General features: G+C 62.4%; 19 protein-coding genes. 12 read left to right on the top strand and 7 right to left on the bottom strand.

Annotated features, from left to right (window positions below; translation table 11 throughout):
• Window positions 1-29 precede the first annotated feature (29 nt).
• Window positions 30-1,127 (top strand): extracellular catalytic domain type 1 short-chain-length polyhydroxyalkanoate depolymerase, encoded by a 1,098-nt coding sequence (locus tag SOM28_RS10735; RefSeq protein WP_320468093.1) that lies wholly within the window; start codon window positions 30-32, stop codon window positions 1,125-1,127.
• 9 nt (window positions 1,128-1,136) lie between these two features.
• Here the strand turns inward: SOM28_RS10735 and SOM28_RS10730 are convergent, their stop codons facing one another.
• The 3 genes from SOM28_RS10730 to SOM28_RS10720 form a co-directional block, all read right to left on the bottom strand.
• The gene (locus SOM28_RS10730) at window positions 1,137-1,667 is read right to left on the bottom strand and encodes a cytochrome b (RefSeq protein ID WP_320468092.1); all 531 of its coding nucleotides are present in this window, start codon (window positions 1,665-1,667) and stop codon (window positions 1,137-1,139) included.
• Window positions 1,664-2,737 (bottom strand): catalase family peroxidase, encoded by a 1,074-nt coding sequence (locus SOM28_RS10725; RefSeq protein WP_320468091.1) that lies wholly within the window; start codon window positions 2,735-2,737, stop codon window positions 1,664-1,666. The genes SOM28_RS10730 and SOM28_RS10725 overlap by 4 nt, the downstream gene beginning before the upstream one ends.
• 102 nt (window positions 2,738-2,839) lie before the next feature.
• Entirely contained in the window at window positions 2,840-4,279 is a 1,440-nt protein-coding gene (locus tag SOM28_RS10720) for a methyl-accepting chemotaxis protein (protein ID WP_320468090.1), read from the bottom strand.
• A 323-nt stretch (window positions 4,280-4,602) separates the two neighbouring features.
• On the opposite strand from SOM28_RS10720, the gene SOM28_RS10715 reads away from it, so the two are divergent.
• From SOM28_RS10715 to tal, 8 genes are all read left to right on the top strand, one after another.
• Window positions 4,603-5,946 carry a sensor histidine kinase gene (locus tag SOM28_RS10715; RefSeq protein ID WP_320468089.1) on the top strand — a complete coding sequence of 448 codons (1,344 nt, stop codon included), beginning with the start codon at window positions 4,603-4,605 and terminating at the stop codon, window positions 5,944-5,946.
• 53 nt (window positions 5,947-5,999) lie between these two features.
• Window positions 6,000-6,329, top strand: coding sequence for a response regulator (locus tag SOM28_RS10710; RefSeq protein ID WP_320468088.1), 330 nt, complete (start codon window positions 6,000-6,002; stop codon window positions 6,327-6,329).
• Between the two features lie 170 nt (window positions 6,330-6,499).
• Entirely contained in the window at window positions 6,500-7,969 is a 1,470-nt protein-coding gene (gene zwf, locus SOM28_RS10705; RefSeq protein WP_320468087.1) for a glucose-6-phosphate dehydrogenase, read from the top strand.
• A gap of 18 nt (window positions 7,970-7,987) precedes the next feature.
• Window positions 7,988-8,842 carry an SIS domain-containing protein gene (locus SOM28_RS10700; protein WP_123067741.1) on the top strand — a complete coding sequence of 285 codons (855 nt, stop codon included), beginning with the start codon at window positions 7,988-7,990 and terminating at the stop codon, window positions 8,840-8,842.
• Window positions 8,843-8,935: 93 nt separating this feature from the next.
• A complete protein-coding gene (locus SOM28_RS10695) occupies window positions 8,936-10,672 on the top strand; it encodes a S41 family peptidase (RefSeq protein WP_123067740.1) in 1,737 nt (578 codons plus the stop codon).
• 68 nt (window positions 10,673-10,740) lie between these two features.
• Window positions 10,741-11,715, top strand: a complete 975-nt coding sequence (locus SOM28_RS10690) for a hypothetical protein (RefSeq protein ID WP_123067739.1) — start codon at window positions 10,741-10,743, stop codon at window positions 11,713-11,715.
• 28 nt (window positions 11,716-11,743) lie between these two features.
• The gene (locus tag SOM28_RS10685) at window positions 11,744-12,241 is read left to right on the top strand and encodes a GAF domain-containing protein (RefSeq protein WP_123067738.1); all 498 of its coding nucleotides are present in this window, start codon (window positions 11,744-11,746) and stop codon (window positions 12,239-12,241) included.
• Window positions 12,242-12,267: 26 nt separating this feature from the next.
• A complete protein-coding gene (tal, locus tag SOM28_RS10680) occupies window positions 12,268-13,197 on the top strand; it encodes a transaldolase (RefSeq protein ID WP_123067737.1) in 930 nt (309 codons plus the stop codon).
• Between the two features lie 118 nt (window positions 13,198-13,315).
• On the opposite strand, the gene SOM28_RS10675 is transcribed toward tal, so the two are convergent.
• The gene (locus tag SOM28_RS10675; RefSeq protein WP_123067736.1) at window positions 13,316-13,933 is read right to left on the bottom strand and encodes a TetR family transcriptional regulator; all 618 of its coding nucleotides are present in this window, start codon (window positions 13,931-13,933) and stop codon (window positions 13,316-13,318) included.
• 194 nt (window positions 13,934-14,127) lie between these two features.
• Here SOM28_RS10675 and SOM28_RS10670 point away from each other — a divergent pair, with 194 nt between their 5' ends.
• From SOM28_RS10670 to SOM28_RS10660, 3 genes are read left to right on the top strand one after another with little or no spacing between them, the layout of a single operon-like run.
• Window positions 14,128-15,333 (top strand): efflux RND transporter periplasmic adaptor subunit, encoded by a 1,206-nt coding sequence (locus SOM28_RS10670; RefSeq protein ID WP_229414808.1) that lies wholly within the window; start codon window positions 14,128-14,130, stop codon window positions 15,331-15,333.
• 22 nt (window positions 15,334-15,355) lie between these two features.
• On the top strand, window positions 15,356-18,514 hold the full coding sequence (locus SOM28_RS10665) for an efflux RND transporter permease subunit (RefSeq protein ID WP_123067734.1): 3,159 nt from the start codon (window positions 15,356-15,358) through the stop codon (window positions 18,512-18,514).
• A complete protein-coding gene (locus SOM28_RS10660) occupies window positions 18,511-19,959 on the top strand; it encodes an efflux transporter outer membrane subunit (protein ID WP_147934429.1) in 1,449 nt (482 codons plus the stop codon). Before SOM28_RS10665 ends, SOM28_RS10660 begins: the two co-directional genes overlap by 4 nt.
• Before the next feature lie 118 nt (window positions 19,960-20,077).
• Here SOM28_RS10660 and SOM28_RS10655 read toward each other — a convergent pair whose 3' ends face one another.
• Genes SOM28_RS10655 through SOM28_RS10645 form a run of 3 tightly spaced genes read right to left on the bottom strand, consistent with a single transcriptional unit; the run spans window position 20,078 to window position 23,461 of the window.
• On the bottom strand, window positions 20,078-20,338 hold the full coding sequence (locus SOM28_RS10655) for a PAAR domain-containing protein (RefSeq protein ID WP_320468086.1): 261 nt from the start codon (window positions 20,336-20,338) through the stop codon (window positions 20,078-20,080).
• The gene (locus tag SOM28_RS10650) at window positions 20,331-21,743 is read right to left on the bottom strand and encodes a T6SS immunity protein Tli4 family protein (protein WP_320468085.1); all 1,413 of its coding nucleotides are present in this window, start codon (window positions 21,741-21,743) and stop codon (window positions 20,331-20,333) included. The genes SOM28_RS10655 and SOM28_RS10650 overlap by 8 nt, the downstream gene beginning before the upstream one ends.
• Window positions 21,731-23,461: an esterase/lipase family protein gene (locus tag SOM28_RS10645; RefSeq protein WP_320468084.1), complete on the bottom strand. Its 1,731-nt coding sequence runs from the start codon at window positions 23,459-23,461 to the stop codon at window positions 21,731-21,733. The genes SOM28_RS10650 and SOM28_RS10645 overlap by 13 nt, the downstream gene beginning before the upstream one ends.
• Between the last annotated feature and the right edge of the window lie 15 nt (window positions 23,462-23,476).

Here is a 23,476-nt window from a genome sequence, read left to right as displayed (position 1 = left end):
TGCACTGCAACATAACTGCGGAGACGGCGGTGGCAAAAACTACCTCAAGCCCCCGTTTGCTGCGCGACCTGGCGCGCGCCGCCAAGTCGCAACGCAAGCTGGTTGCCAAGCTGTTCGATATCTATAGCGCCAAGCCGAGCGCGCGGGCCAATGCCAGGCCACCCAAGCCGGCGCGGCCGAAACCGGCGCCCCCGGCGCAAGCGCGCCTGCCGGCCGCCTCGGGCCGATGGATCGAGGGCCATCACCTGCTCCCCTACTGGCTGTATCTTCCGCAACGCACACCCGAGCACGCCGCACAAGCCAGCTGGCCGCTGGTCGTCATGCTGCACGGCTGCCATCAAACCGCGCCCGAATTCGCGCAGGGCACGCGCATGAACCGGCTGGCGCAGGCGAAGGGTTACGCGGTGCTGTACCCGCAACAACCGGCGAGCGCGCAGGCGCAGCGCTGCTGGCGCTGGTTCGACCGCGCCGCCCAGGAAGGCCGCGGCGAGACCGGCGTGCTGGCGGCGCTCATCGACCACGTGTGCGCCGGGCACCGCATCGACCGCCGCCGCATCTATGCCTGCGGCTTGTCGGCCGGCGCCGGCATGGCCGCCGTGCTGGCCCTGAACCATCCCGAACTGATCGCCGCGATTGGCATGCATTCCGGTCCCGTGTTTGGCGCCTGCAACACCCAGATCGGCGCCTTGCACGTCATGCACCGCGGCGCCGAGGCGCAGGCCGATGCGGCCATCCACACCCTGCTCGATCGCCACGCCATGGGGTCGCCGGGGACGCCGGCGAGGTCGCTACCGCCGATGCCGGCCCTGTTGATCCACGGCGAAGACGATCCGGTGGTCAATCACGTCAACCAGCAGCAGTTGGCGCGCCAATGGCTGCGCCTGAATGGCATTCCGCTTGCCACTGCCAGCCGCGCGACTGTGAAACCCGCAGGACGTGGCGGCGCCAGTAACGCGCACGAGATCCATGATTTCACCGTGCGCCGCAAGCTCATCCTGCGCGTGGTGCGCATCGCGGGCCTGCGCCACGAATGGAGCGGCGGCGATCCGGCGCTCAGGTTCAATGCCAGGGCAAAGCCGGATGCCAGCCGCCTGATGCTCGATTTCTTTGGCAGGCACCGGCGCTGAAGGCGAGGCCTATCCCCGCCGCGCCATCTGCCCGAACACCCCGTCACGCCTCACCCATGCATGGAACAGCGCTGCGCCAAGATGAGCGAGGATGGTAAAGAACAACACGTAGGCCAGGACGCCATGCAGCGGGCGCAGGAAGCCATACATGACCGGACTATGCGGCAGGATCGGCGGCAGATTCACGCCCTCGAACAACACCACCGGATAGGCGCCGGCCGACAGCATGGCCCAGCCGATGATCGGCATCGCGAACATCAGCGCATACAGCAGCCAGTGCGAGGCCTTGGCCGCCCACACCTGGATGCGCGGCAGGTCCGGCGGCAGCGGTGGCGGTGGATGGCGCAGGCGGTTCGCCAGGCGCACGATCGCCAGCAACAGGATCGCCAGCCCGAGCGGGCGATGCAGGTCGAGCAGCAGCTCGCGGTGACGCAGCGACACCACCATGGCGGCGCCGACGAACAGCATGGCAAGGATCGCGACAGCCATCGACCAGTGCAGCACGCGGGCCAGCAGGTTGAAGTGGGGTTGACGGTTCATTCTGCGCTCCCGCTGCCGGACTTGGCCAGGCCCTGGCTGATCTCACGTTCACGACGGTTGAACGAGACCGAATAGACCGCCGAGCGGGCATGCAGCACCGGATCGTCGGTCGCCGCGATCCCCGTCGGCAGGATCAGCGGATCGAAGTTCAGGTCGAAGCAGGGGCCACCGGCCTGCGCCTCGGCGCGCACCAGCGTCAGGGTTCCTACCTTGGTCTCAGGGCGAGTATCGGGCCAGGCTTTCGAAGGATCCTCGATCGGATCGCCGGGCGCGGCAAACTGCATCACCATATCCCATTGCAGCGGCCCGGCGGCCAGGCGCCGGTCGAGATCCTCGCCCAGGAAATCGCGGCTCGCGCTCTTGAGCCGTTCCGGGTCGGCCGCCACGAAAGGCGCATGCGGCCGCATCGACCAGCGCACCGCGCGCTCCCTGCCCTGGGCGTCGATCAGGCGGAATGCGTTGACGCCGTTGAAGCGCGTATTGGCCAGGCTGTCGGGCGTGGGTGCGCTCTTCGACCACGCCATGAATCTGGCGATCTCAGGATGGTTTGCCAGGACTGCCTTCATTTTTTCCGGGTCGGGCTTGCCGGTGGCCGGATCCGGAAGGCGCGCGACGTTCATCGCCTGGAAGCCTTCCGGCGTGGACGACGCGAAGAACGGGAAGCTGTTCATCGCCATGCGCCACTCCTGCCCGTCGTCCGTCTTGAGCTGCAGCGCCATGCCGCGCACGGCTGCCTTGTTGTCGGGCGCATGGGGATCGTTGCCTGGATTGGAAAAGCGGCCCAGCACCGGCGTCGACGCTTGCGAGAACACGCGCGCCGTCGACAGTTGCGCCGCTGCCGGCGTCGGCGCGAAGGTGCCGGCGATGCAGATGCCCTTGCTGTGGGCGCGGCGGAAACCCGGCTGGGGCGAGCCCGATGCTTCGGCCGTATTGGCCATGGCCTGCGGTGTGACGCCTTTGCCCCCGAACCAGCCGCCGACCCAGGCGAACAACAGCGCCAGGACTGCGACGATCAGGAAGATCGGCAGCAACAGGATAAGGGAACCGCGGCGCGGCGAGGGTTGGGTCATGGCGGATGGCTTTCTTCGGCTGATGGTGTCAGTACAGGCCGGCGAATTGTCGCATGAACATCAGGAACGGTTCGCCACGGATGGGCAAACCGGGATAGGTTCTTAGCTGGAACGCCCCATCATCCGCGCCGAGTCGTAGCCGATCCGCACCGCCCCCCAGTGCTTCCCCTGGAACACGATTGGCATCGACAAGTCATTGATCACCTCCCCCGTATCGCGCAAATAAGTTTGCAACAGGAACGGCTCGCGGTTCCTGGCCAGCCGGATCCCCACCGGATCGTCGAAGATCCGTTTGTTACGGCAGTACACCAGGTCATGCTCGCGCTGCCCGGTCGACGGCCGCGAGAACTTGGTGTTGTGGGTCGGCGCGTATCCCCGGTTGTCTACCGCCAGCGCGTACGCCGCGCCCGGCAAGTCGGTCAGCACGCGGTCGAAAAGCTGCTGCAGGTCGCGTTCCACCGCGCGGTCGTACGAGGTCGTGAAACGCGGCGGGTCGGATTGCGGGATCGGCCGGTACTGCTGGTCGAAGATATTGGCGCCGCCGGCCGCGTACCTCTCAAGGCAGGCCCTCACCTCATCGCGCAGCACGGTGGTGGTGTCCACCAGCGCATCGAAGGCGGTGCCGCCGGTACGGAAGCCCGCCAGCACGCCCTGCAGCTCTTCGGTGGCCACCCGCACCTCGTCCACGCGGCGCGAGGCGTCCTGCATCGTGGTCTTGGCGCTGGACGCGTTCTGCGCCACCTCCTCCACCCTCGCATTGATCTGCTGGTTGACGCCGTCGAGCGACTGCATCGCCGCCGCCATCTGGTCGACGGTCGCGGTCATGCGCTCGAAGTCGGCGACGAAAGCGGTGAGGTGGCTGGCCGCGCTGCCGGCTTCGCGCGCCGACACGTTCACGCCGTCGAGGATGCCGGCGGTGGCGCCCGAGGTCGACGTCACCAGCTCGCGCATCGCGCCGCTGGCGGTCGCGATCTTGACCGCTTCGGCATTGACCACCTGCGACAGGCGCCGTACCTCGGAGGCGACCACCGCGAAGCCGCGTCCGGCCGGGCCGGCGCGCGCCGCCTCGATCGCGGCATTGATGGCCAGCAGATTGGTCTGGTTGGCCACGTTCTCGATCACGGTGCCGAATTCGCCGATCTCGCGCAGGTGGCCGACCAGCTGGGTCACGGTGGCGGAAAATCCCTGCACCTGTTCTTCGATGAGCCGCATGCGCCGCTCGAGGCTGGCCAGTTCTTCCATCGATTCGCGCGCTTGCGCCAGGTTGCGCTGGGCCGTGTCGGCGATGCGCACCGTGCCGGCATTGACGTCGGCCGACAGCGCGGCCACTTCGCGCGCGCTGGCCGCCAGTGCATCGGCCGCCCCGTGCTGGCGCGCCGCCTGGTCCTGGGCCTGGTCGACCTCCTTGCGCAGGCGCGCGGCGTTGATCGCCGTGCGGATACTGCCGTCGCGCGCCTTGACCACCAGCGTGCGCACACTCTTGCCCATGCCGCGCCCGGCAGCCGGCACCGCCGCCTGCGCCCGACGGACCAGTGACTGCATCCAAGTCTTCATTGTCCCCTCCACTGCCATCTGGTTGCGATTTATGTTTATTTTCGGAAACTATAAGCCGAATCAGCAGATATGTCATTCTTGCTGCGAGCTTGGCATACCTTTCGTCGCTTTCGCACCACCTCGAGCGCGGACACCCTAAAAAAAAATTTCGGAAACCGTTTTTCGGAACACTAAATAGCGGAAGAGTTTCAGCAATTTGTGGCAATAAAATTCAATGCTGGACAAGAGCTTTTTTGATCACGGCATGATTCAGGGGCGCCGAAAACGGCTGACGAAAAACGTGATCAATATAAAAACTGGCTTTAAAAACAATGATTTATAAAGGTTTGGCTATTGAAAATCCTTACGGTCCTTTATTTTCCCGAAAACCTGCCGCATTCGCGGTCTGGTTATCGGAAGCCTGTTATGATGAATTCACCGATGTTCGCGATTTTCGCGAAAAACGACAATCAAGGACGAAAATGACCAAACATCGGCTCAGCGATTTCATTCGCAGTGATATGGAACGTGTTTTACAGATATGGGAAGACTTCGCGCGCACCATCGAGCCGCCGGCTTTGACAATGGATGACGCCGAGCTTCGCGACCATGCCCGTCAAATGCTGCTAACCATCGCCGACGACCTGGCCACGACGCAGACCAATGACGAACGTGCGGCCAAATCGCAGGGCCTGGGCCGACGCGAAGGCGCGGATACACCAGCCGAGACCCACGCCGAGGCGCGCCTACTTTCAGGCTATACCGTGGTACAACTGGTTTCCGAGTACCGTGCGCTGCGCTCGAGCGTTCTCACCTTATGGAACGTCGACGAACGTGAGCAATATGCAACCGACGTCGCCGATATCAACAGGTTCAACGAGGCCATCGACCAGGCGCTGGCAGAATCGGTCGCGCGCTATGAGGCGATGGTGAAACGCTCGCAGAACATGTTCCTGGCCATCCTCGGGCACGACCTGCGTAATCCACTGAGCACGGTCGTCACCGGATCGCAGCTCATCATGGCTGCGGTCGATATTCCGCCCAAATACATCCTGGTGGCTACGCGCATGTACAACAGCGCCACCCGCATGAGCAAACTGATCAGTGATCTGATCGATTTCACACGGACGCACCTCGGGCCGGGAATACCGATTCATGTGCGGCAGGGCGATCTGGTCAAGATTTGCGAAGAGGTCGCCAACGAGTTGCGCACCTCGCAGCCTGAAATGCAGATCGACTTCCATGCCCCGGCCAGCATCGACGCGATCTTCGATGGAGCGCGGCTCGCGCAAATGCTGTCCAACCTGGCCGGGAATGCGATCCAGTATGGCGATGCCAGGAAGCCCATCACCATCGAGCTCAAGCGCAGCGACGACGATGTCGTTATCGCAGTCAACAATCAGGGCACGCCGATCGACGCCGATAAACTGGCGCGCGTGTTCGATCCCATGGTGCGCATCGCCGCCAGCACCGACGCCGATGCAGGCGAACGCACCAGTCTCGGCATCGGACTGTTCATCTCCCGCGAGATCGTCCAGGCACATGCGGGCCGCATCGACGTGACTTCCAACGCGCAACAAGGAACCACGTTCACGGTGACCATCCCGCGCCTTCCCTCCGGATTTTCCGCGCCCAGGACCGGGCGTGACCGGGCTGGCGAAAGATCCGCATGCTAGTGGCGGGGGCGACAAGCGTTGGCAGGCCGGGCACGCTGCCGCGCAAGGTGCTCGTGGTCGACGACGAGCCCGACCTAGCCGACCTTGCACAAGCCCTGCTGGGCTATCACGGCATCGACGTGTGTATCGCCCATGGAGCAGCCCAGGCGCTGCGGATGCTCGAGGCGGATCCGCACATCGATGCCCTGTTCTCCGACGTGATGATGCCGGGGATGACCGGACTGGAGCTGGCAGATGCCACCAGCTTGCGTTACCCGCACATCAGGATCCTGCTGACCTCGGGCTATACGGCTCCAGAGTTATTGGGCCCGCACAGCCGGCAGTACCCGTATATCGCCAAGCCATACCGGATCGACGATGTGATCGAGCGCTTGCGCCGCTAGTCCTGCGGGCCCTCCACCAACGGTCACTCCGCCCATCGCCACGAGACGCTCGCGACCATGTACCGCCAGCTATGGCATGATGGACCGGCCCATTGCGTAGTATATTTTCTTGATCGACTAAAAAATATGTAGTAAATTTACAAAATCTAATTTTTGCTCACCCTATCACCATGGCTCTCTCCGATTTCGACCTCGTTTTCTTTGGCGGCAGCGGCGACCTTGCGATGCGCAAGCTGCTGCCCGCGATGTATTCGCGCGACGTCTGCAACGACCTGCCTGAAGGCAGCCGCATCATCTGCGTGGGCCGCGACGAGGCGACGCAAGAAGAATTCCTGCGCATGGTGGAAACGAATTCGAAACCGCATATCAAGGACGGCCCGGATGAAGCGAGCTGGACGCGCTTCCTGCAGCGCATCACCTATGTGGCGCTGAACGCGACCGACGTCTCGACCTACCAAACGCTGGTCCAGGCCCTGCGCGACGACCCATCGCTGACCCGCGTCTATTACCTCGCCACGCCGCCACAGCTGTTCGCCAGGATCTGCGACAACCTGGCCAAGACCGGCCTGGCCACGCCCAATTCGCGGGTGGTGCTCGAAAAGCCCCTGGGCCGCGACCTGGCCTCAGCCAAGCAGATCAACCTCGACGTCGGCAAGGTGTTCGCCGAATCGCAGATCTACCGCATCGACCACTACCTGGGCAAGGAGACCGTGCAGAACCTGCTGGCGCTGCGCTTCGGGAACATCCTGTTCGAGCCGCTGTGGCGGCGCGAATGGATCTCGGACGTGCAGATCACGATCGCCGAAAAGATCGGCGTCGGCAACCGCCTGGGTTACTACGACAATTCCGGCGCGCTGCGCGACATGCTGCAGAACCACCTGCTGCAGCTGCTGTGCATCGTGGCGATGGAACCGCCGACCTCGATCGCGCCGGACGCCGTGCGCGACGCCAAGCTGCAGGTATTGCGGTCGTTAAAACGTTTTACCCCGACCACGCTGTCGCAGAACATCATCCGCGGCCAGTACCGCGCCGGCTACATCGACGGCCAGCAGGTGCCCGGCTACCGCGAGGAACCCGATGCGCCGAAGAGCTCGCGCACCGAGACCTTCGTGGCGATGAAGGCCGAGATCGACACCTGGCGCTGGGCCGGCGTGCCGTTCTACCTGCGCACCGGCAAGCGCATGGCCGACCGCCTGGCCGAGATCGTGGTTCGCTTCAAGCCGATCCCGCACTCGATCTTCAACCAGCCGACGTCGAGCTTCCAGCCCAATAGCCTGGTGATCCGCCTGCAGCCGGACGAAGGCCTGTCGATGAATCTGATGGCCAAGACCCCGGGCGACTCGATGCGCCTGAAGCAGGCCGAGCTCGAACTCGATTTCCGCGAGCAGTTCAAGGCGCCGCGCATGGAGGCCTATGAACGCCTGCTGCTCGACGTGCTGCGCGGCCAGCTGACCCTGTTCATGCGCGGCGACGAACTGGAAGCGGCCTGGGAATGGGTCGAGCCTATCCTCGAGCACTGGGAACAGGACGACAGCGCGCCGGCGCCATACACCTCCGGCACCTGGGGCCCGGCCGCCGCCAGCGCCCTGATCGGCCGCGACGGCCTGCAATGGCGCGAAGAATCGCTGCCGGAAGACTGAAGGCGCCCGCGACATATCATGCTGCTCGACTCGATCCGCACCCAGCTCGACACGCTCTCCAAATCGGAGCGCAAGGTTGCGCTCGCGGTGCTGGCCGCGCCTTCCGCGACCGTGAGCCAGAACATCACCGCCCTGGCGCGCAGCGCCAGCGTGTCGGAACCGACCGTGGTGCGTTTCTGCCGCACGCTCGGCTACGACGGCTGGCACGAGTTCAAGCTCAAGCTGGCGCAAGGCCTGGCGCTGGCGCTGCCCGGCGCCAGCGAGGCGCCGCACCAGGACGACCTGGCCTCGGACCTGATCAACAAGATCTGCAGCCGCTCGATCAACACCCTGCTCGACCTGCGCAACAACCTCAAGCCGGAACTGGTCCAGCAGGCGCTCGAGATCCTGGCGCGCGCCAACAAGATCGAGTTCTACGGCCAGGGCACGTCCGGCTTCGTGGCCGCCGACGCCCAGCACAAGTTCTTCCGCTCGGGCGTGCCGACGGTGGCCTATACCGACCCGTCGATCCACTCGATCGCGGCGGCCCTGCTGCGCGAAGGCGATGCGCTGGTGGCGATCTCGCAGCGCGGCAACAACCCGGCGCTGACGCGCTCCGCCAAGCTGGCCAAGGCCGGCGGCGCCGACGTAATCGTGCTGGCGCCGTCCGGCACGCCGCTGGCCGAGATGGCGACCCTGCTGATCCCGATCGACCTGGTGTTCGCGACCGATCCCTATACCCCGATCTCGGCGCGGCTGGCCTACCTGGTCGTGATCGACGTGCTGGCGGTGGGCCTGGCCCTGCGCCGCGGGCCGGAATTCCGCAAGAAGATGCAGAACGCGCAGAAGGCGCTGCAGGAATTCGACATGCAGTTCGATTCCTTCATCGGCTGATTCCACACGGCGTGAGAATGGGCGAGATTGTCGCCCATTGCATTCTTGTACACTCGGCGGGCCCGATTTCCGGGCGCCCTGCCGAGGATCTCGATGCCGCGTTCGACCATTGCCCTTCTTCTTTCCGCCATCCTGGCCCTGCCGGCCGGCGCCGACGAGCGCCACGTGAATACGCTGGCCGAGGCCACATCGCCAGCCCAGGCCAGCTACGACTACGCGCAGACGGTGCGCAATGAAGTGCGCGCCAGTCTCAAGGAAAATCCGGATCGGCCCAGCCTCGAGCAAGCGGCCCAGCGCCTCGATCAGCTCGCCGCCTGGCTCGATACGCCACTGCCGCGCGAGCTGGGCACGGGCTCCCGCCCCCTGTACTTCCGCGGCGTCGACGTGCAGCGCGACCTGGCCGCCATCCACGTCCGGCTCGGCAATACCGGCAAGGCGCTGGACGCGCTGGAAACCATGCAGCGCTACGCCTGGCTGGGCGAGGCCGGCGCCATGATCCTCGGCGACGGGGCGTTCGCGCCGCTGCGCGGCGAACCGCGCTTCCAGGCGATCCTGCAGACCACCTCGACGCCGTCGCGCATGCTGAAGGACTTCGGCGCCGATTCGCCCTACCGTGAACGCTTGAGCGTCGAAGAGCGCATCGCAGGCCTGACGCAGTTTTGGTCCGACGCCAGGGAGTATTTCGTCCACTTCGACAACGCTCCGCAGCTCGACTGGAACAAGACCTATCTCGAGTTCCTGCCCAGGGTCATGGCGGCGGAGACCACCTTTGATTACTACCGCGTCCTGATGCAGCTGGCGCCGCTGCTGCGCGACGGCCACACCAATATCTTCGCGCCGCAAGAACTGCAAGAGCGCTTTGACGCGCGCCCGCCGATCGTGACCGAGCTGGTGGGCGACACCGTGCTGGTGATCGCCGTAAACAGCACGGCGCTGGCGGGACGGCTGAAGGTCGGCGACGAGCTGGTCGCCGTCGACGGCGTGCCGGTCAAGCGCCATGCCGAAGAGAAGGTGGCGCCGTTCGTCAGCAGCTCGACGCCGCAGGATCACGCGCTGCGCACTTATTCCTACCAGCTGCTGTCGGGCGACGCGGCCGAGCCGGTGCGCCTGACCCTGCGTGACAGTGCCGGACGCCTGCGCGAAGAAAGCGTTGCGCGCGGCCCGCAAGACTTGAGCAAGTATGAAAAATTCGGATTCCGCATGCTCGCGGGCGACGTCGCCTATCTCTCGCTCGACCACTTCGACAGCGACGAGGGCGTCAAGGCATTCACGAAGGCCCTGCCGCAGATCATGCGCGCCAAGGGCCTGGTCATCGACGTGCGCAGGAACGGCGGCGGCTCGACTGCCCATGGCGAGCGCATACTCGAACACCTGACCCGGCAGGCTATCCCGCGCGCCATGAGCTTCATGCGCGGCACCAGCATCGTGGCCGGCCACCAGGCGCGGCTGGTGGCCTGGGAACCGGTGGCGCGTTCCGCGCCTGCGCACAGCAGCGATGGCGATGTCTACGAAGGACCGGTGGCGGTGCTGACGGGCGCCGCGACCTTCTCGGCCGCCGAGGATTTCGTCCTTGCCTTCAATGCCCTGAAGCGTGGCGCCACGATCGGCGCCACGACCGGCGGCAGCACCGGCCAGCCGATGAACATCCGCCTGCCGGGCGGCGGCTGGGGACGCATCTGCATCAAACGCGACCTGCTGCCCGACGGCGGAACATTCGTCGGCCGCGGCCTGAAGCCGGACATCGAAGCCGGGCCGACCGTGCAGTCGATCCGCAAGGGCGGGGACCCGGTGCTGGAGCGGGCGCTGGCCCATCTCAAAAGCCTGCGCTGACGGCAAGAAACGCATTTGGTCTAGAATGGGCGGTTACTGACGACTGCCGATCGGTCCTGAATAGTTAAATGCCGACGTTTTACAAGCTACTCCTGTCGACCCTTGTTGCGGCCGTCGCCCTGACGATGTGCATGGCCAAGTCCGAGCTGCGGCTGCCTGCGCCGATCGTGATGCGCGGCGTGAGCGATGTCGAGGGCGTCGAATTGCGCCGCATCGGCTTCGACCAGCCCGGCGCGGGCCCATTCCAGCCCCTGCTCGGCCTGGACGACCTGTTGTCGGCCAACTATCCGTTCGTGCTACATCTCGACAAGGTCTATCGCCGTTCCGGCCCTGGCAGCTTCGTCGTGCATCCCCGCGGCGACGTCCGCTCGCGCTACGTGGTCGAGGAACACGCGGATCGGTCCGACGACGGGCCCGATCGCATCACCAGCCTGTCCATCCGCGACCGCGATAGTGACGAACTGCTCGGCCGGAAGTATCTACGCGGCCGGGCTGGCGAAGATGCAACGGCGTTCGTGCGCAAGGTGCTGGGGACGGCGGCCCCGGCCGGCGGCCGGCTCGACGAGCAACCGTATGGCGCAGCGCCCGTGACGCACTCGCCGCTTCGGGCCGGCCGCATCGACCCTCCCGTCCAGGGCGGCGATGGCTGTCCGCCTTCCTACCGGATCGACACGGCGGCGTCGCCCCACCAGTTCGATGCCGGCGCGTGGTCGTTCCGGCCGCGGGGCGACGTCGACAGCTTTGCCTGCACCGGCAACTTCATCCTGGTGGCGTCGGGCGACGGCGCGCGCCTGCTGCTCGACCTGCTGGACCCGAGCGGCAAACACCTGTTCCAGACCGAGGTTGCGATGCCGCTCGACGCGCGCGCCGACGCGACCGTGCTACGCCTGCGGGTGAACGGCGAGCGTCTGCAGACCGACGTGCATTATCGTCCTGGCAAGCTCCCCGACGGCAAGCCGAGGCTGCGCGAGCGGTTCAGGCTGGTCATTTCGATGACGCCGCCTGACGCCGGAGCGCCTGCGGCTGCGGTGGCTGTAAAATAGCGGTTTTCGACCAGCATTTTCGCCTGCCATGCATATCAATCCCGAACGCAGCGACCGTCCCGACTATGACCTGCTGGTGCGTCAAGTGACCAGCGTCCTCGAGGGCGAACGCGACCTGACCGCCAATGCATCCCAGTTTTCGGCACTGGTTTACGACACCCTGTCCGACCTGAACTGGGCCGGTTTCTACTTCACGGTTCCCTCGAAAAAAAGCGAAGGCCAGGACTTGCTGGTCGGGCCGTTCCAGGGCAAGCCGGCCTGCGCCCGCATCCCATTCGGCCGCGGCGTCTGCGGCACGACGGCCGTCGAGCGCAAGACCATCGTGGTGCCGGACGTGCATGCCTTCCCGGGCCACATCGCCTGCGATTCGGCGTCGGCCTCAGAAATCGTCATTCCGGTGATCAAGGATGACAAGCTGATTGGCGTGTTCGATATCGACAGCCCGAAGCCGGACCGTTTTTCGGAGGAAGACCGCGCTGGCCTCGAAGCCATGCTCGCGGCGTTCATTGCCGCCACCGATTTCTAATTGCGCCATACCATCCAGAGACCCACATGAACCAACTCGAACAGCTCAAGCAGTACACCACCGTGGTCGCCGACACCGGCGACTTTCAGTCGATCAAGGCCTATGCCCCGCAGGATGCGACCACCAACCCGTCGCTGATCCTGAAGGCGGTGCAAAAGCCGGAATACCGTCCACTGCTGGAAAAAGCGATCGCCGATGCGCCTGGAGCCTCGGTCGAAGCGATCGTCGACAGCCTGCTGATCGCCTTCGGCGTCGAGATCCTGAAGTATGTGCCGGGCCGCGTCTCGACCGAGATCGATGCCGCGCTGTCGTTCGACACCGAAGCCACGGTCGCCAAGGGCCGTGAGCTGATCGCCCTGTATGAAAAGAACGGCGTGTCGCGCGAGCGCGTGCTGATCAAGATCGCCTCGACCTGGGAAGGCATCCGCGCCGCCGAGATCCTGGAGAAAGACGGCATCCACTGCAACCTGACCCTGCTGTTCTCGCTGTGCCAGGCCGTGGCCTGCGCCGAAGCCGGCGTCAAGCTGATCTCGCCGTTCGTCGGCCGCATCTACGACTGGTACAAGAAATCGACCGGCACCGACTACCAGGGCGCCGACGATCCGGGCGTGCAGTCGGTCAAGGGCATCTACCAGTACTACCGCAAGTTCGGCTACGACACCGAAGTGATGGGCGCGAGCTTCCGCAATACCTCGCAGATCCTGGAACTGGCCGGTTGCGACCTCTTGACCATCTCGCCGGACCTGCTGCAGAAGCTGGCCGACAGCGACGCGCCGGTGGAGCGCAAACTGGTCAAGGACGACAGCGCCGCCATCGAGAAGATCGCGATCGACGAAAAGACCTTCCGCTTCATGCTGAACGAAGACGCAATGGGCACCGAGAAGCTGGCCGAAGGCATCCGCGCCTTCGTCGCCGATTCGATCAAGCTCAAGCAGATGATCGAAGGCATGCGTTAATCGTCACAAACGCACCGCCCATACACGTCGTCCCCGCCTTCGCGGGGACGACGTTTTTATGCTAACGAAGAAAAATGCGCCGCCTGCGCAGCGAGCGCCGGGAGACGGTCGATGACCTTCACCGCACCTTCAACCCCGCCAGGAAGGTGTCGATCACCTCCCCTCCCAGCGCCATCAGGTCGAACGATTCCAGGTCGAACAGCCAGTTGCGCAGCAAGCCATCGATGATGACCCACATGCAGGTCGCGGCGTTATGCGGGTCGACGCCGGCCGGCAGCTGGCCCTTGCCGCGCGCCTCGGCCAGGTTCGCTTCCATGCGCGCGCGCCACTCGGCCACCGCTTCGCGCTTGCGCACGCGGGCCGAGTCCACGTCTTCGGTGAACTCGGTCTTGAGGGTGGCGATCTCGAACACCCGGCGCGCCTTCTCGTCGTTGACCACGATGTGCAGCACCGCCATCAGCTCGTCGCGCAAGCGCTGCAGCGGGTCGGCCACCTGGCGCTCGCCCAGCTGCTGGATGGCGGTGTCCATCGGCATCGTGGCGCGGTCCATCATCGCGCTGAACAGCGCACCCTTGTCGACGAAATGCCAATAAATCGCGCCGCGTGTTACACCCGCCGCCGTCGCGATATGCTGTAATGTCGTTCGTGAAACACCCTGCTTAGCGAACAAGATTTCTGCTGCATCAAGAATGCTGTCGCGGGTCGCCGCTGCTTCTTCCTTCGTCCTGCGAACCATTTCTTTTGAGTAACCCTCGAATTAATAGGTGCTTAAAAACATTTTACATACAGTCGTGATAGTATATAAAATTATTTGCAAAAGCCAGCGTTGATCTCTCATCCCGTGCATATGTTGTTGACCGGGGTGTGACATTGGCGCGAATTACTAACTAGAAGGATGCACACGTAATGCGCTCTGCCAACTCCTCATCCATGTCCCTCACCCGGGTCGCGGCCGCCACCATGGCTGCGGTGGTCCTGCTGTCCGCCTGCGGCAAAAAAGACGAATCGGCCAAGGCCGGCGCCCCCGCCGGCCAGCAGATGCCGGCGCCCGAAGTCGGCGTCGTCACCGCTGCCTTCCAGACCGTCGCGCTGCAGAGCGAATTGCCGGCGCGCGTGGAACCGATCCGCACCGCCCAGGTCCGTGCCCGCGTCGACGGCGTGGTGCTCAAGCGCTCTTTCACGGAGGGCAGCATCGTCAAGCAGGGTCAATCGCTGTTCACCATCGATCCGGCGCCTTACCAGGCCCAGCTCGCCGCAGCCCGCGCCGACGTCGCGCGCGCCCAAGCCAACCTGGTCGCGTCACGCGCCATTGCCGAGCGCTACAAGCCGCTGGTTGAGGCCAACGCTGTCAGTAAACAGGAATTCGACAACGCCGTCGCCGCCCAAAAGCAGGGTGAAGCCGAAGTCGCTGCCGCCCAGGCCCAGTTGAAAGTTGCGCAGATCAATGTTGGTTACACCAATGTAAACGCTCCCATCTCGGGCCGTATCGGCCGTGCACTGGTGACCGAAGGCGCGCTGGTGTCGGCGACCCAGTCGACCGAGCTGGCGCTGATCCAGCAGACCGACAGCATGTACCTGAATATTACCCAGTCGGCGACCGAGCTGCAGCGCCTGAAGAAGCAAGGCGGTGGCGCCGACAACGTGCCGGTGACCGTGCTGCTGGAAGACGGCACCGAGCTGCCGACCCGCGGCCGCCTGCTGTTCTCGGACGTGACGGTCGACCAGGGCACCGGTCAGATCACGCTGCGCGCCACCGTGGACAACAAGAACAATGCCCTGCTGCCAGGCCAGTACGTGCGCGTGCGCGTGGCGCAGGCCACGCTGCCGAACGGCATCCTGATTCCCCAGCAGGCAGTCACCCGCGGCGGCCAGAACGGCGACACCGTGACCGTCATCGGCGCCGACAACAAGCCGGTTCCGCGCCAGGTCAAGATCGCTTCGCAGCAGGACGCGAGCTGGGTCGTCACCAGCGGCCTGAAGGAAGGCGAAAAAGTGATGGTCGACGGCTTCCAGAAGCTGCAGATGATGCCACCGGGCACCGCGGTCAAGCCAGTGCAGTGGACGCCGGCAGGCGCCCAGCAGGCCCCGGCGCCGGCCCAGGCGGGCGCGACCACACCGGCCGACAGCAGCCGATAAGAACAAGGAATAGGACTTTCCAATGGCACGTTTTTTTATTGACCGCCCGATTTTTGCATGGGTGATCGCGCTATTCATCATGGTGCTCGGTGGCGTTGCCATCAAGCAGCTGCCGATCGCGCAATACCCGACCGTCGCGCCACCCTCGATCGTCATCAACGTCGCCTATCCCGGCGCATCGGCGCAGACGCTTGAAGACTCCGTCATCTCGATCATCGAACGCGAGATGAACGGCGCCCAGGGCATGATTTACATGGAATCGACCAGCCAGGCCAACGGGACTGGCTCGATCACCGTCTCGTTCGAGACCGGCACCGACCCGAACCTGGCGCAAGTCGACGTCCAGAACCGCCTGTCACGCGCTACCCCGCGCCTGCCGCCGGCGGTCACGCAGCAAGGCGTGCGCGTCGACCAGGCGCGCTCGAACTTCCTGCTGTTTACGATCCTGTCGTCGGATGACCCGAATATCACCAGTATCGAGCTGGGCGACTACGCCTCGCGCAACGTGCTGCCGGAAATCCAGCGCATCACCGGCGTTGGCCAGGCCCAGCTGTTCGGCACCGAGAAGGCCATGCGCATCTGGATCGACCCGACCAAGCTGGTCGGCCTGAACCTGTCGCCGGCCGACGTCACCGCCGCGATCTCGCAGCAGAACGCACAGGTTGCCTCGGGCACCATCGGCGACCTGCCGGTCGCCAAGGGCCAGCAGATCAGCGCCACCGTGGTCGTCACCGGCCAGCTGTCGAACGTCGAACAGTTCGGCAACATCGTGCTGCGCGCGAATCCGGACGGCTCGACCGTGCGCTTGAAGGACGTAGCGCGCATCGAACTCGGCGGCCAGGCCTATGCCACCACGGCGCGCCTGAACGGCAATCCGTCGGCCGGCATCGGCGTGCAGCTGGCGCCGTCGGGCAACGCCCTGCAGACCGCCGAGCTGATCAAGGAGCGCATGGCAGAACTGCAGAAGTTCTTCCCGAAAGGCATGAAGTACTCGATTCCTTACGACTCGACCACCTTCATCGATATCTCGATCGAACAAGTGGTGCACACCCTGATCGAAGCGATTGTGCTGGTGTTCCTGGTGATGTACCTGTTCCTGCAGAACATCCGCTACACCCTGATCCCGACCATCGTGGTGCCGATTGCACTGCTGGGCTCGTTCGCCTGCCTGCTGGCGCTGGGCTTCTCGATCAACGTGCTGACCATGTTCGGCATGGTGCTGGTGATCGGTATCGTGGTCGACGATGCCATCATCGTGGTGGAGAACGTCGAGCGCATCATGAGCGAGGAAGGCTTGCCGCCGCTGGAAGCCACCCGCAAGGCGATGGGCCAGATCTCGGGCGCCATCATCGGCGTGACCGTGGTGCTGATCGCCGTGTTCGTGCCGCTGGCCTTCTTCGCCGGCGCGGTCGGCAACATCTACCGCCAGTTCTCGGTGGTGATGGTGACCTCGATCGGCTTCTCCGCCTTCCTGGCGCTGACCCTGACCCCGGCGCTGTGCGCCCACCTGCTCAAGCCCATCGAAGCCGGCCACAACCACGAAAAGAAGGGTTTCTTCGGCTGGTTCAACCGCAAGTTCACCACTGGCGCCAAGAAATATGAGGGCTTCGTCGGCGCCATCCTCAAGCGCGCCGGACGCTGGATGGTCGTGTTCGCGGTACTGGTGGCCGTGGTCGCCCTGATGTTTACCCGCATGCCAAACGCCTTCCTGCCGAACGAAGACCAGGGTTACGTGATCGCCAACATCCAGCTGCCGCCGGGCGCCACTGCCGAGCGTACCGGCACCGTGCTGCGTTCGCTGGAAGAGTTCGTGATGAAGCAGCCCGAGACCGCCAACATCGTGGCCGTGACCGGCTTCTCGTTCTCGGGCCAAGGCCAGAACATGGGCCTGGCGTTCATCCCGATGAAGCCATGGGACGACCGCAAGGGCGACGGCCAGGACGCGCAATCGTTCGCCGGCCGCATTACCGGCCACATGGGTGCGGTGCGCGACTCCTTCATCTTCGTGGTGAGCCCGCCGCCGATCCCCGAACTGGGCACCGGCACCGGCTTCTCGTTCCGCCTGCAGGATCGTGGCGGCAACGGCCACGCGGCCCTGCTGGCAGCGCGCAACCAGATGCTGGGCATGGCGTCGCAGAGCAAGATCCTGACCGGCATGCGTCCGGAAGGGCTGGAAGACGCGCCGCAGCTCAAGCTGAACATCGACCGCGACAAGGCGCAAGCCCTGGGCGTGACTTTCGGCGCGATCAATGCGGCACTGTCGACCTCGCTGGGCTCGTCGTATGTGAACGACTTCCCGAACGCCGGCCGCCTGCAGCGCGTGATCGTGCAGGCCGATGCGCCACAGCGCATGCAGCCGGACGACCTGCTGCGCATCAATGCCCTGAATGCCCAGGGCGAACCGGTGCCGCTGTCTTCGTTCGCTAGCACCGAATGGACCACCGGCCCGATGCAGACCAACCGCTACAACGGCTATCCGGCGATGAAGCTCACCGGCGAACCTGCGCCGGGCTACTCGAGCGGCGACGCGCTGGACGAGATGGCGCGCCTGGCGGGCCAGCTGCCGGCCGGCTTTACCTTCGAATGGACCGGCCAGTCGCGCGAAGAGATCCTGTCCGGCTCGACCGCGGGCATCCTGATCGCCTTCTCGCTGCTGGCGGTGTTCCTGGCCCTGGCCGCGCTGTATGAAAGCTGGTCGATCCCGGTCTCGGTGATGCTGGTGGTGCCGCTGGGCGTGCTCGGCTCGCTGATCGCGGCCAATATGCGCGGCTTGCCGAACGACGTCTACTTCAAGGTGGGCCTGATCACCATCATCGGCCTGGCGGCGAAGAATGCGATTCTGATCGTCGAATTCGCCAAGGACCTGCAGGCCGAGGGCAAGTCGCCGTACGAAGCGGCGCTGGAAGCGGCCCACCTGCGCTTCCGTCCGATCATCATGACCTCGCTGGCCTTCATCCTCGGCGTGCTGCCGCTGGTGATCGCGGGCGGCGCCGGCTCGGCATCGCAGCGCGCCATCGGTACCGGCGTGATGGGCGGCATGATTGCCGCGACCGTGCTGGGCGTGATCTTCGTGCCGGTCTTCTTCGTGGTGATCCGCACGCTCTTCAAGGGCAGCGACCGCCAGAGTAAGATGTACGCGACTCAACACCAGAAGCACGTAGAAGAAGGAAGCAAACCATGATCAAGCACATCAAACTCGTGACGCCGCTGGCGCTGGCGATGACGCTGGCGGGCTGCATCTCGCTGGCGCCGGACTATGAACGTCCGGCTGCTCCGGTGGCTGCCGCCTTCCCGGAAACCCCGAAGGCAGCCAGCGAGTCGACCAGCCCGGTGCTGGCCGCGGCGCCAAGCACGGTCGCCTGGCAGTCGTTCTTTGCCGATGCGCGCCTGCGCTCGCTGATCGACGCCGCCCTGGTGAACAACCGTGACCTGCGCGTGGCGATCGCCAATATCGAGCAGGCGCGCTCGCAATACCGCATCACCCGCGCCGACCGCCTGCCGACCGTGGGCCTGGGCGTGAGCGGCAACCGCGCCACCGTGGGCGAAGACGAACCGATCAACAGCACCTACCAGGCCGGCCTGCAGGTGTCGTCCTTCGAGCTGGACCTGTTCGGCCGCGTGCGCAACCTGTCCGACTCGGCGCTGGCGCAATACCTGGCCACCGAAGAGGCGCGCAAGGCCACGCAGATCAGCCTGATCTCGTCGGTCGCCAGCGCCTGGCTGCAACTGCTGGCCGACGAAGAGCTGCTGCGCATCACGCAAGACACGCTCAACACCCGCCTGGAATCGGACAAGCTGTTCCAGCTGCGCTTCGAGAACGGCGTGGCTTCGCGCCTGGAACTGCAGCAATCGCGTTCGCTGGTCGAGACGGCGCGCGCCACCCTGGCCCAGCAGCAGCGCCTGCGGGCCCAGGACATCAATCTGCTGACGTTGCTGGTCGGCGGCCCGCTGCCGGCCGACGTCAGCGCCGGCGCCACCCTGGCCAAGACCGAACTGCCGGACATCCCGGCCGGCCTGCCGTCGGACCTGCTGGCCAACCGTCCGGACATCCGTTCGGCCGAGCAGCAGCTGATCGCGGCCAACGCCAACATCGGCGCGGCGCGCGCGAACTTCTTCCCGCGCATCACGCTGACCGGCTCGGCCGGCAGCGCCAGCACCGAACTGTCGGGCCTGTTCGATAGCGGCACCTGGGGCTGGACCTTCGCACCGCAGGCGATCCTGCCGATCTTCGACTATGGCCGCAACAGCGCCACCCTGGGCAGCGCCCGGGCCCAGCGCGACATCGCGGTGGCGCAGTACGAGCAATCGATCCAGACCGCGTTCCGCGAAGTGGCGGACGCGCTGGCCGGCCAGGCGACCTTCAGCGAACAGCTGCGCGCGCAATCCGCGGTGACCGAGGCCGAAGCCGACCGCTTCAACCTGTCCGACCTGCGCTACCGCAGCGGCGCGGCCAGCCAGCTCGACCTGCTCGATGCACAGCGTTCGCTGTTCCAGTCGCAGCAGTTGTCGGTGCAGGCGAATCTGCTGAGGTTGCAGAATCAGGTGGTGTTGTATCGCGTGCTCGGTGGCGGGTGGACGGAGCCTGCGGCGCCGGCGGAAGGTGGGGCGCCGGTGGCGGCGCGCTAAGCGCAGACCAAGTAGATGCGAGAACTAGAACCGGGCCTTATGGCCCGGTTTTTTTTGCTTTTCTGAATGGGGCAGAGTCGAAGTTTGCTCACATCTAAATCAAACTGGTCTCGGCGAATCAGCTAATTATGAAATTTCCTACTGTGGACATCAGGAGAGCACCGCAACTGGTCCGATGTCCATCATAGGCAACAGGAACGCCGTTAATGGTATGTCGGGAGTCTCCCTCGACGATTTCCCCCTCCCCATGTACAGGACAACTACACTTGTCGCCAACACAGGCAACAGCGATTCCGCTCACAGTGAACTGTGTAGCTGCGACTTGAGTGACTTTACCTCCGTGACTGCTGGGATCAGCGAGCCGAATGACGTTAGGCATGCTTCTCCCTCGCACCATCGGTGTTCTCATATAAATCAGTTATTGAGGTGTCCAAGGCAGCTTGCGCAGGCTTATCCTCATACGCAACGAGTGTCCATGCGGTGGCGGTCTGTACCCGGCTGCCACCGAAAATTTTGGTCCAGACTCCTGCCCCTCTCGAAGTAAAGGTATAGGGCATAGCATCACCTGCTTGCAAGAACTGTCGACGGTCGTCACTGACGAGATGTTTATCGGTAGCCTCCCACCAGCCAGCTTGCGGACAGGTTTTCCCAGCACGAACCTGAGTTCCTAGCGAGACTTTGTCGATCTTGGCCGGCGTTGCATCACCCGGCTCGCGCAGCCTGATTGTCTTGATAACCTTATCCCACAGGGCCAGCGCCTCGTCATCGGTAATGCTTGGACGGATCGCGCCCTTTACATCGTCCTTGACGCCAGAATCGAGCCTAATATCCAACTGAGGATGAAACGGATCATTAGCCAATCCGACACTATAAAATCGGAACTCATGAACAGATTCCGCGTGCTTATATGCAGGCGTTCGGAATGCCATCTCTTGGCCAGTCCAATGTCCGATCTGTCGAACTTGCTCGCGTAAGATTTTCCCCTTAGAGAACACCGCGCTTAGCCCCATTGCCTCAGCCTTCTTTCGCGCACGCTCGTGCAATGTTTTTGGATTCGCATCCTCATTCACGAACTCCAGGTTTTTATGTGCATCTATAGACAGATGCACATCTGGGAACTGGTTAAACCTGATACCAACTGTTGCTTGCTCGTATTCGTACGTACCTGAAACAAAACCACCATCAATGCACATTCCTGACTCACTTGGTATTTCTTCATTTTTTCTAAGTCGTATCGATTTTGCAACGTTATTGATCCTCTCAATAAAATTATATTCTGGTAGCCCTCCATCAAGCGTTTGTATGAATAGATCTTCTTGGATAGGCACCAACGAAAATAGTTCGTATCCAATCTGATCTTTCGATCCTACAACAATTTTTTGCTCTGGCCTGCCTCCTTCGATAACCTTGCCAAACAAAGGAAGATTTTTCAAGTCGGATTTATCAAGAAACTGCCTTTCCTTTTCAACCTCCATTATCTTTGACGAGATAAGCTCGGCTACCTTCTTAGCTGCTCCCTCCTGATACATAATAGTAGACTCAACTTGCGCTGGCCCATATACGATTATTGTCTCTTCAGGCACACTCATCAAAAATCGGCCGAAGCAAACCACTTTGGTTTTATCGAATATTCCCTGCAATTGCGGCGATAAACTGATCACATTTCCTCCAGAATCTTGATTTACTGTGCGGCGACATCCGCCAAGACCGTGAAAAAAACAAAGAGCTACAAAGATGATGAGAAAAAAATGACGCACTTTAAAAACTTTCATCACTTCGGCCATTTCATAGTTAAGATAATCTTATATAAACAGTAAATCGTCGCTGCTATCACTGCCTCATCACTGTAACTGGCTTGATGCTCATACCCCGTTTGCCTGAATACTCCCTTAAACTTACCGCATCTCAACTGAGCATCCGCCGAATACATAGGAACAGTTTGGTCGCCAGGATCAATCGGTGGAAGCAAAGTAGATCTTAATTCTCTTGTCTTTGCTGTTTTCTTTGGTGCATCATCTAGCACCTCAAGCCTCAACCCTCCTCTCCCATCATCATTAGCAATACTCATCGACTCCAAGTCATCAACAAAAAAACCTCCATCGATTTTCCATGTGACTTTGTGCCATGCTAGCCCCTTAGGATCAGCACCATAATGAGCATAGCTTTGATCGTGGTAGAATTCTTCAATTTGATTGTGAAAGGCTTTTGCACGATCAAGGAGTTCAAACGAAGACTTTAAACTAACCCCAGGCAGATTTGCAGGATTAAGCCACTCCTTCCTGAGCAAACCATACCACTTGTTGCTCATCTTATATATTTCTTCGTATGGATCACCATTCTGAGGAAGGGCCTTAACTATCTTCCCTTCGTGTACAAACTGAAGCCATCCGTTCCCATATGCTTGAGTTGGAAGCAACTCCAAGCCGCCCTGAGAATTGCCAAGAACGGGCGTAACGTGAGAACCAAGATTACCAAGGATCTTCGCTGCAGTATCGTCCCCTTCAAATCCACACCGCATGCGCTTATAGGCCGTTCCGGCCCCGATTGCCGGCATTACTCCATGTATAACACCAAGAACGTGATCGCGAATATTCCCCATATCCGGATGAACCACTGCGCGGGCAACTAACCCTCCCATTGAATGCGTAATTAAGATCACTTTTTCACACTCATACCCTTGCTGCTGATAATTTTTGATCAGTGCCTTGATCCTATTAGCAGTAGCGATTCCAGATTTTTTGTTTCCCTTTAACCAGTTATATCCCATTGCGTGAACAGGAAACCAGCACCCTTTGACAGCAGCACGCAATGACACTTCGTCGATTTTATCCAAGGGCGGTGTCGGGTTTGCCTCCCATTGAGATGGACTGACATTGACAATCGAACTCATCAAGTAGGGATCTTTAAATTTTTCCGAGAAAGCTCCATTCAACCGTACTTCACACGCGCTAAGAATTGTTTCATAACTACCAAAGAATACCTCGCCCCATCCACGCTCGCGTGCTTTTCTATCTCTGGTCTTCGCATTTGGCGACCCTGGCCTATCACTTTGAAGGAGCGGGCCGTCCAAACGCCTCCAGCTTCCGCCGTATTGGCTTGAGAAATGTGCAGATTGGTTACGCAAATCCGCTGCTTCATAAATATTTCCGGGGGAATTGCCATTTGGATCATATGTATCGAGCTCAGTGTTATTAGGATCAAATCGCATTTGCCGTTCCGCCGCGCTATCGTCCGCCATGGGAATCGTCTCTAATATATTATCGGGACGCCATGCGATATTGTTTTTCTTTCCAAGCCTAGCCTGCCGATCTGAGCTCATTCTCAAATTTGATCCCATGATCCCAGGAATGAATATAATGGGCACGACCCGCTTGGGGGGAACGCTATGAACCTGCGGCATCTTGTCCTGCCTAGGGGTAATGAAACCTTGGGCAAGCTTTCCCCCACGCTCCTCGGGTTTCGTTGGAAGCTTGTAACCATTTAATTTTTGACCGGTCGCCACGACATTCCTCTCAAT

Source organism: Massilia sp. CFBP9026, from assembly GCF_034045165.1.
Classification (GTDB): Bacteria; Pseudomonadota; Gammaproteobacteria; order Burkholderiales; family Burkholderiaceae_D; genus Telluria; species Telluria arenae.
This window is presented reverse-complemented; position numbering and strand designations above follow the sequence as displayed.

Bases quoted from the DNA above. Each gene is read 5' to 3' on its own strand.
- SOM28_RS10720 (WP_320468090.1), bottom strand. From the start codon at position 4,279: ATGCAGTCACTGGTCCGTCGGGCGCAGGCGGCGGTGCCGGCTGCCGGG.
- SOM28_RS10650 (WP_320468085.1), bottom strand. From the start codon at position 21,743: ATGGCCGAAGTGATGAAAGTTTTTAAAGTGCGTCATTTTTTTCTCATC.
- SOM28_RS10695 (WP_123067740.1), top strand. From the start codon at position 8,936: ATGCCGCGTTCGACCATTGCCCTTCTTCTTTCCGCCATCCTGGCCCTG.
- SOM28_RS10730 (WP_320468092.1), bottom strand. From the start codon at position 1,667: ATGAACCGTCAACCCCACTTCAACCTGCTGGCCCGCGTGCTGCACTGG.
- SOM28_RS10670 (WP_229414808.1), top strand. From the start codon at position 14,128: ATGTCCCTCACCCGGGTCGCGGCCGCCACCATGGCTGCGGTGGTCCTG.
- SOM28_RS10655 (WP_320468086.1), bottom strand. From the start codon at position 20,338: ATGCCTAACGTCATTCGGCTCGCTGATCCCAGCAGTCACGGAGGTAAA.
- SOM28_RS10715 (WP_320468089.1), top strand. From the start codon at position 4,603: ATGATTTATAAAGGTTTGGCTATTGAAAATCCTTACGGTCCTTTATTT.
- SOM28_RS10700 (WP_123067741.1), top strand. From the start codon at position 7,988: ATGCTGCTCGACTCGATCCGCACCCAGCTCGACACGCTCTCCAAATCG.
- SOM28_RS10690 (WP_123067739.1), top strand. From the start codon at position 10,741: ATGCCGACGTTTTACAAGCTACTCCTGTCGACCCTTGTTGCGGCCGTC.
- tal (WP_123067737.1), top strand. From the start codon at position 12,268: ATGAACCAACTCGAACAGCTCAAGCAGTACACCACCGTGGTCGCCGAC.
- SOM28_RS10725 (WP_320468091.1), bottom strand. From the start codon at position 2,737: ATGACCCAACCCTCGCCGCGCCGCGGTTCCCTTATCCTGTTGCTGCCG.
- SOM28_RS10660 (WP_147934429.1), top strand. From the start codon at position 18,511: ATGATCAAGCACATCAAACTCGTGACGCCGCTGGCGCTGGCGATGACG.
- SOM28_RS10685 (WP_123067738.1), top strand. From the start codon at position 11,744: ATGCATATCAATCCCGAACGCAGCGACCGTCCCGACTATGACCTGCTG.
- zwf (WP_320468087.1), top strand. From the start codon at position 6,500: ATGGCTCTCTCCGATTTCGACCTCGTTTTCTTTGGCGGCAGCGGCGAC.
- SOM28_RS10675 (WP_123067736.1), bottom strand. From the start codon at position 13,933: ATGGTTCGCAGGACGAAGGAAGAAGCAGCGGCGACCCGCGACAGCATT.
- SOM28_RS10665 (WP_123067734.1), top strand. From the start codon at position 15,356: ATGGCACGTTTTTTTATTGACCGCCCGATTTTTGCATGGGTGATCGCG.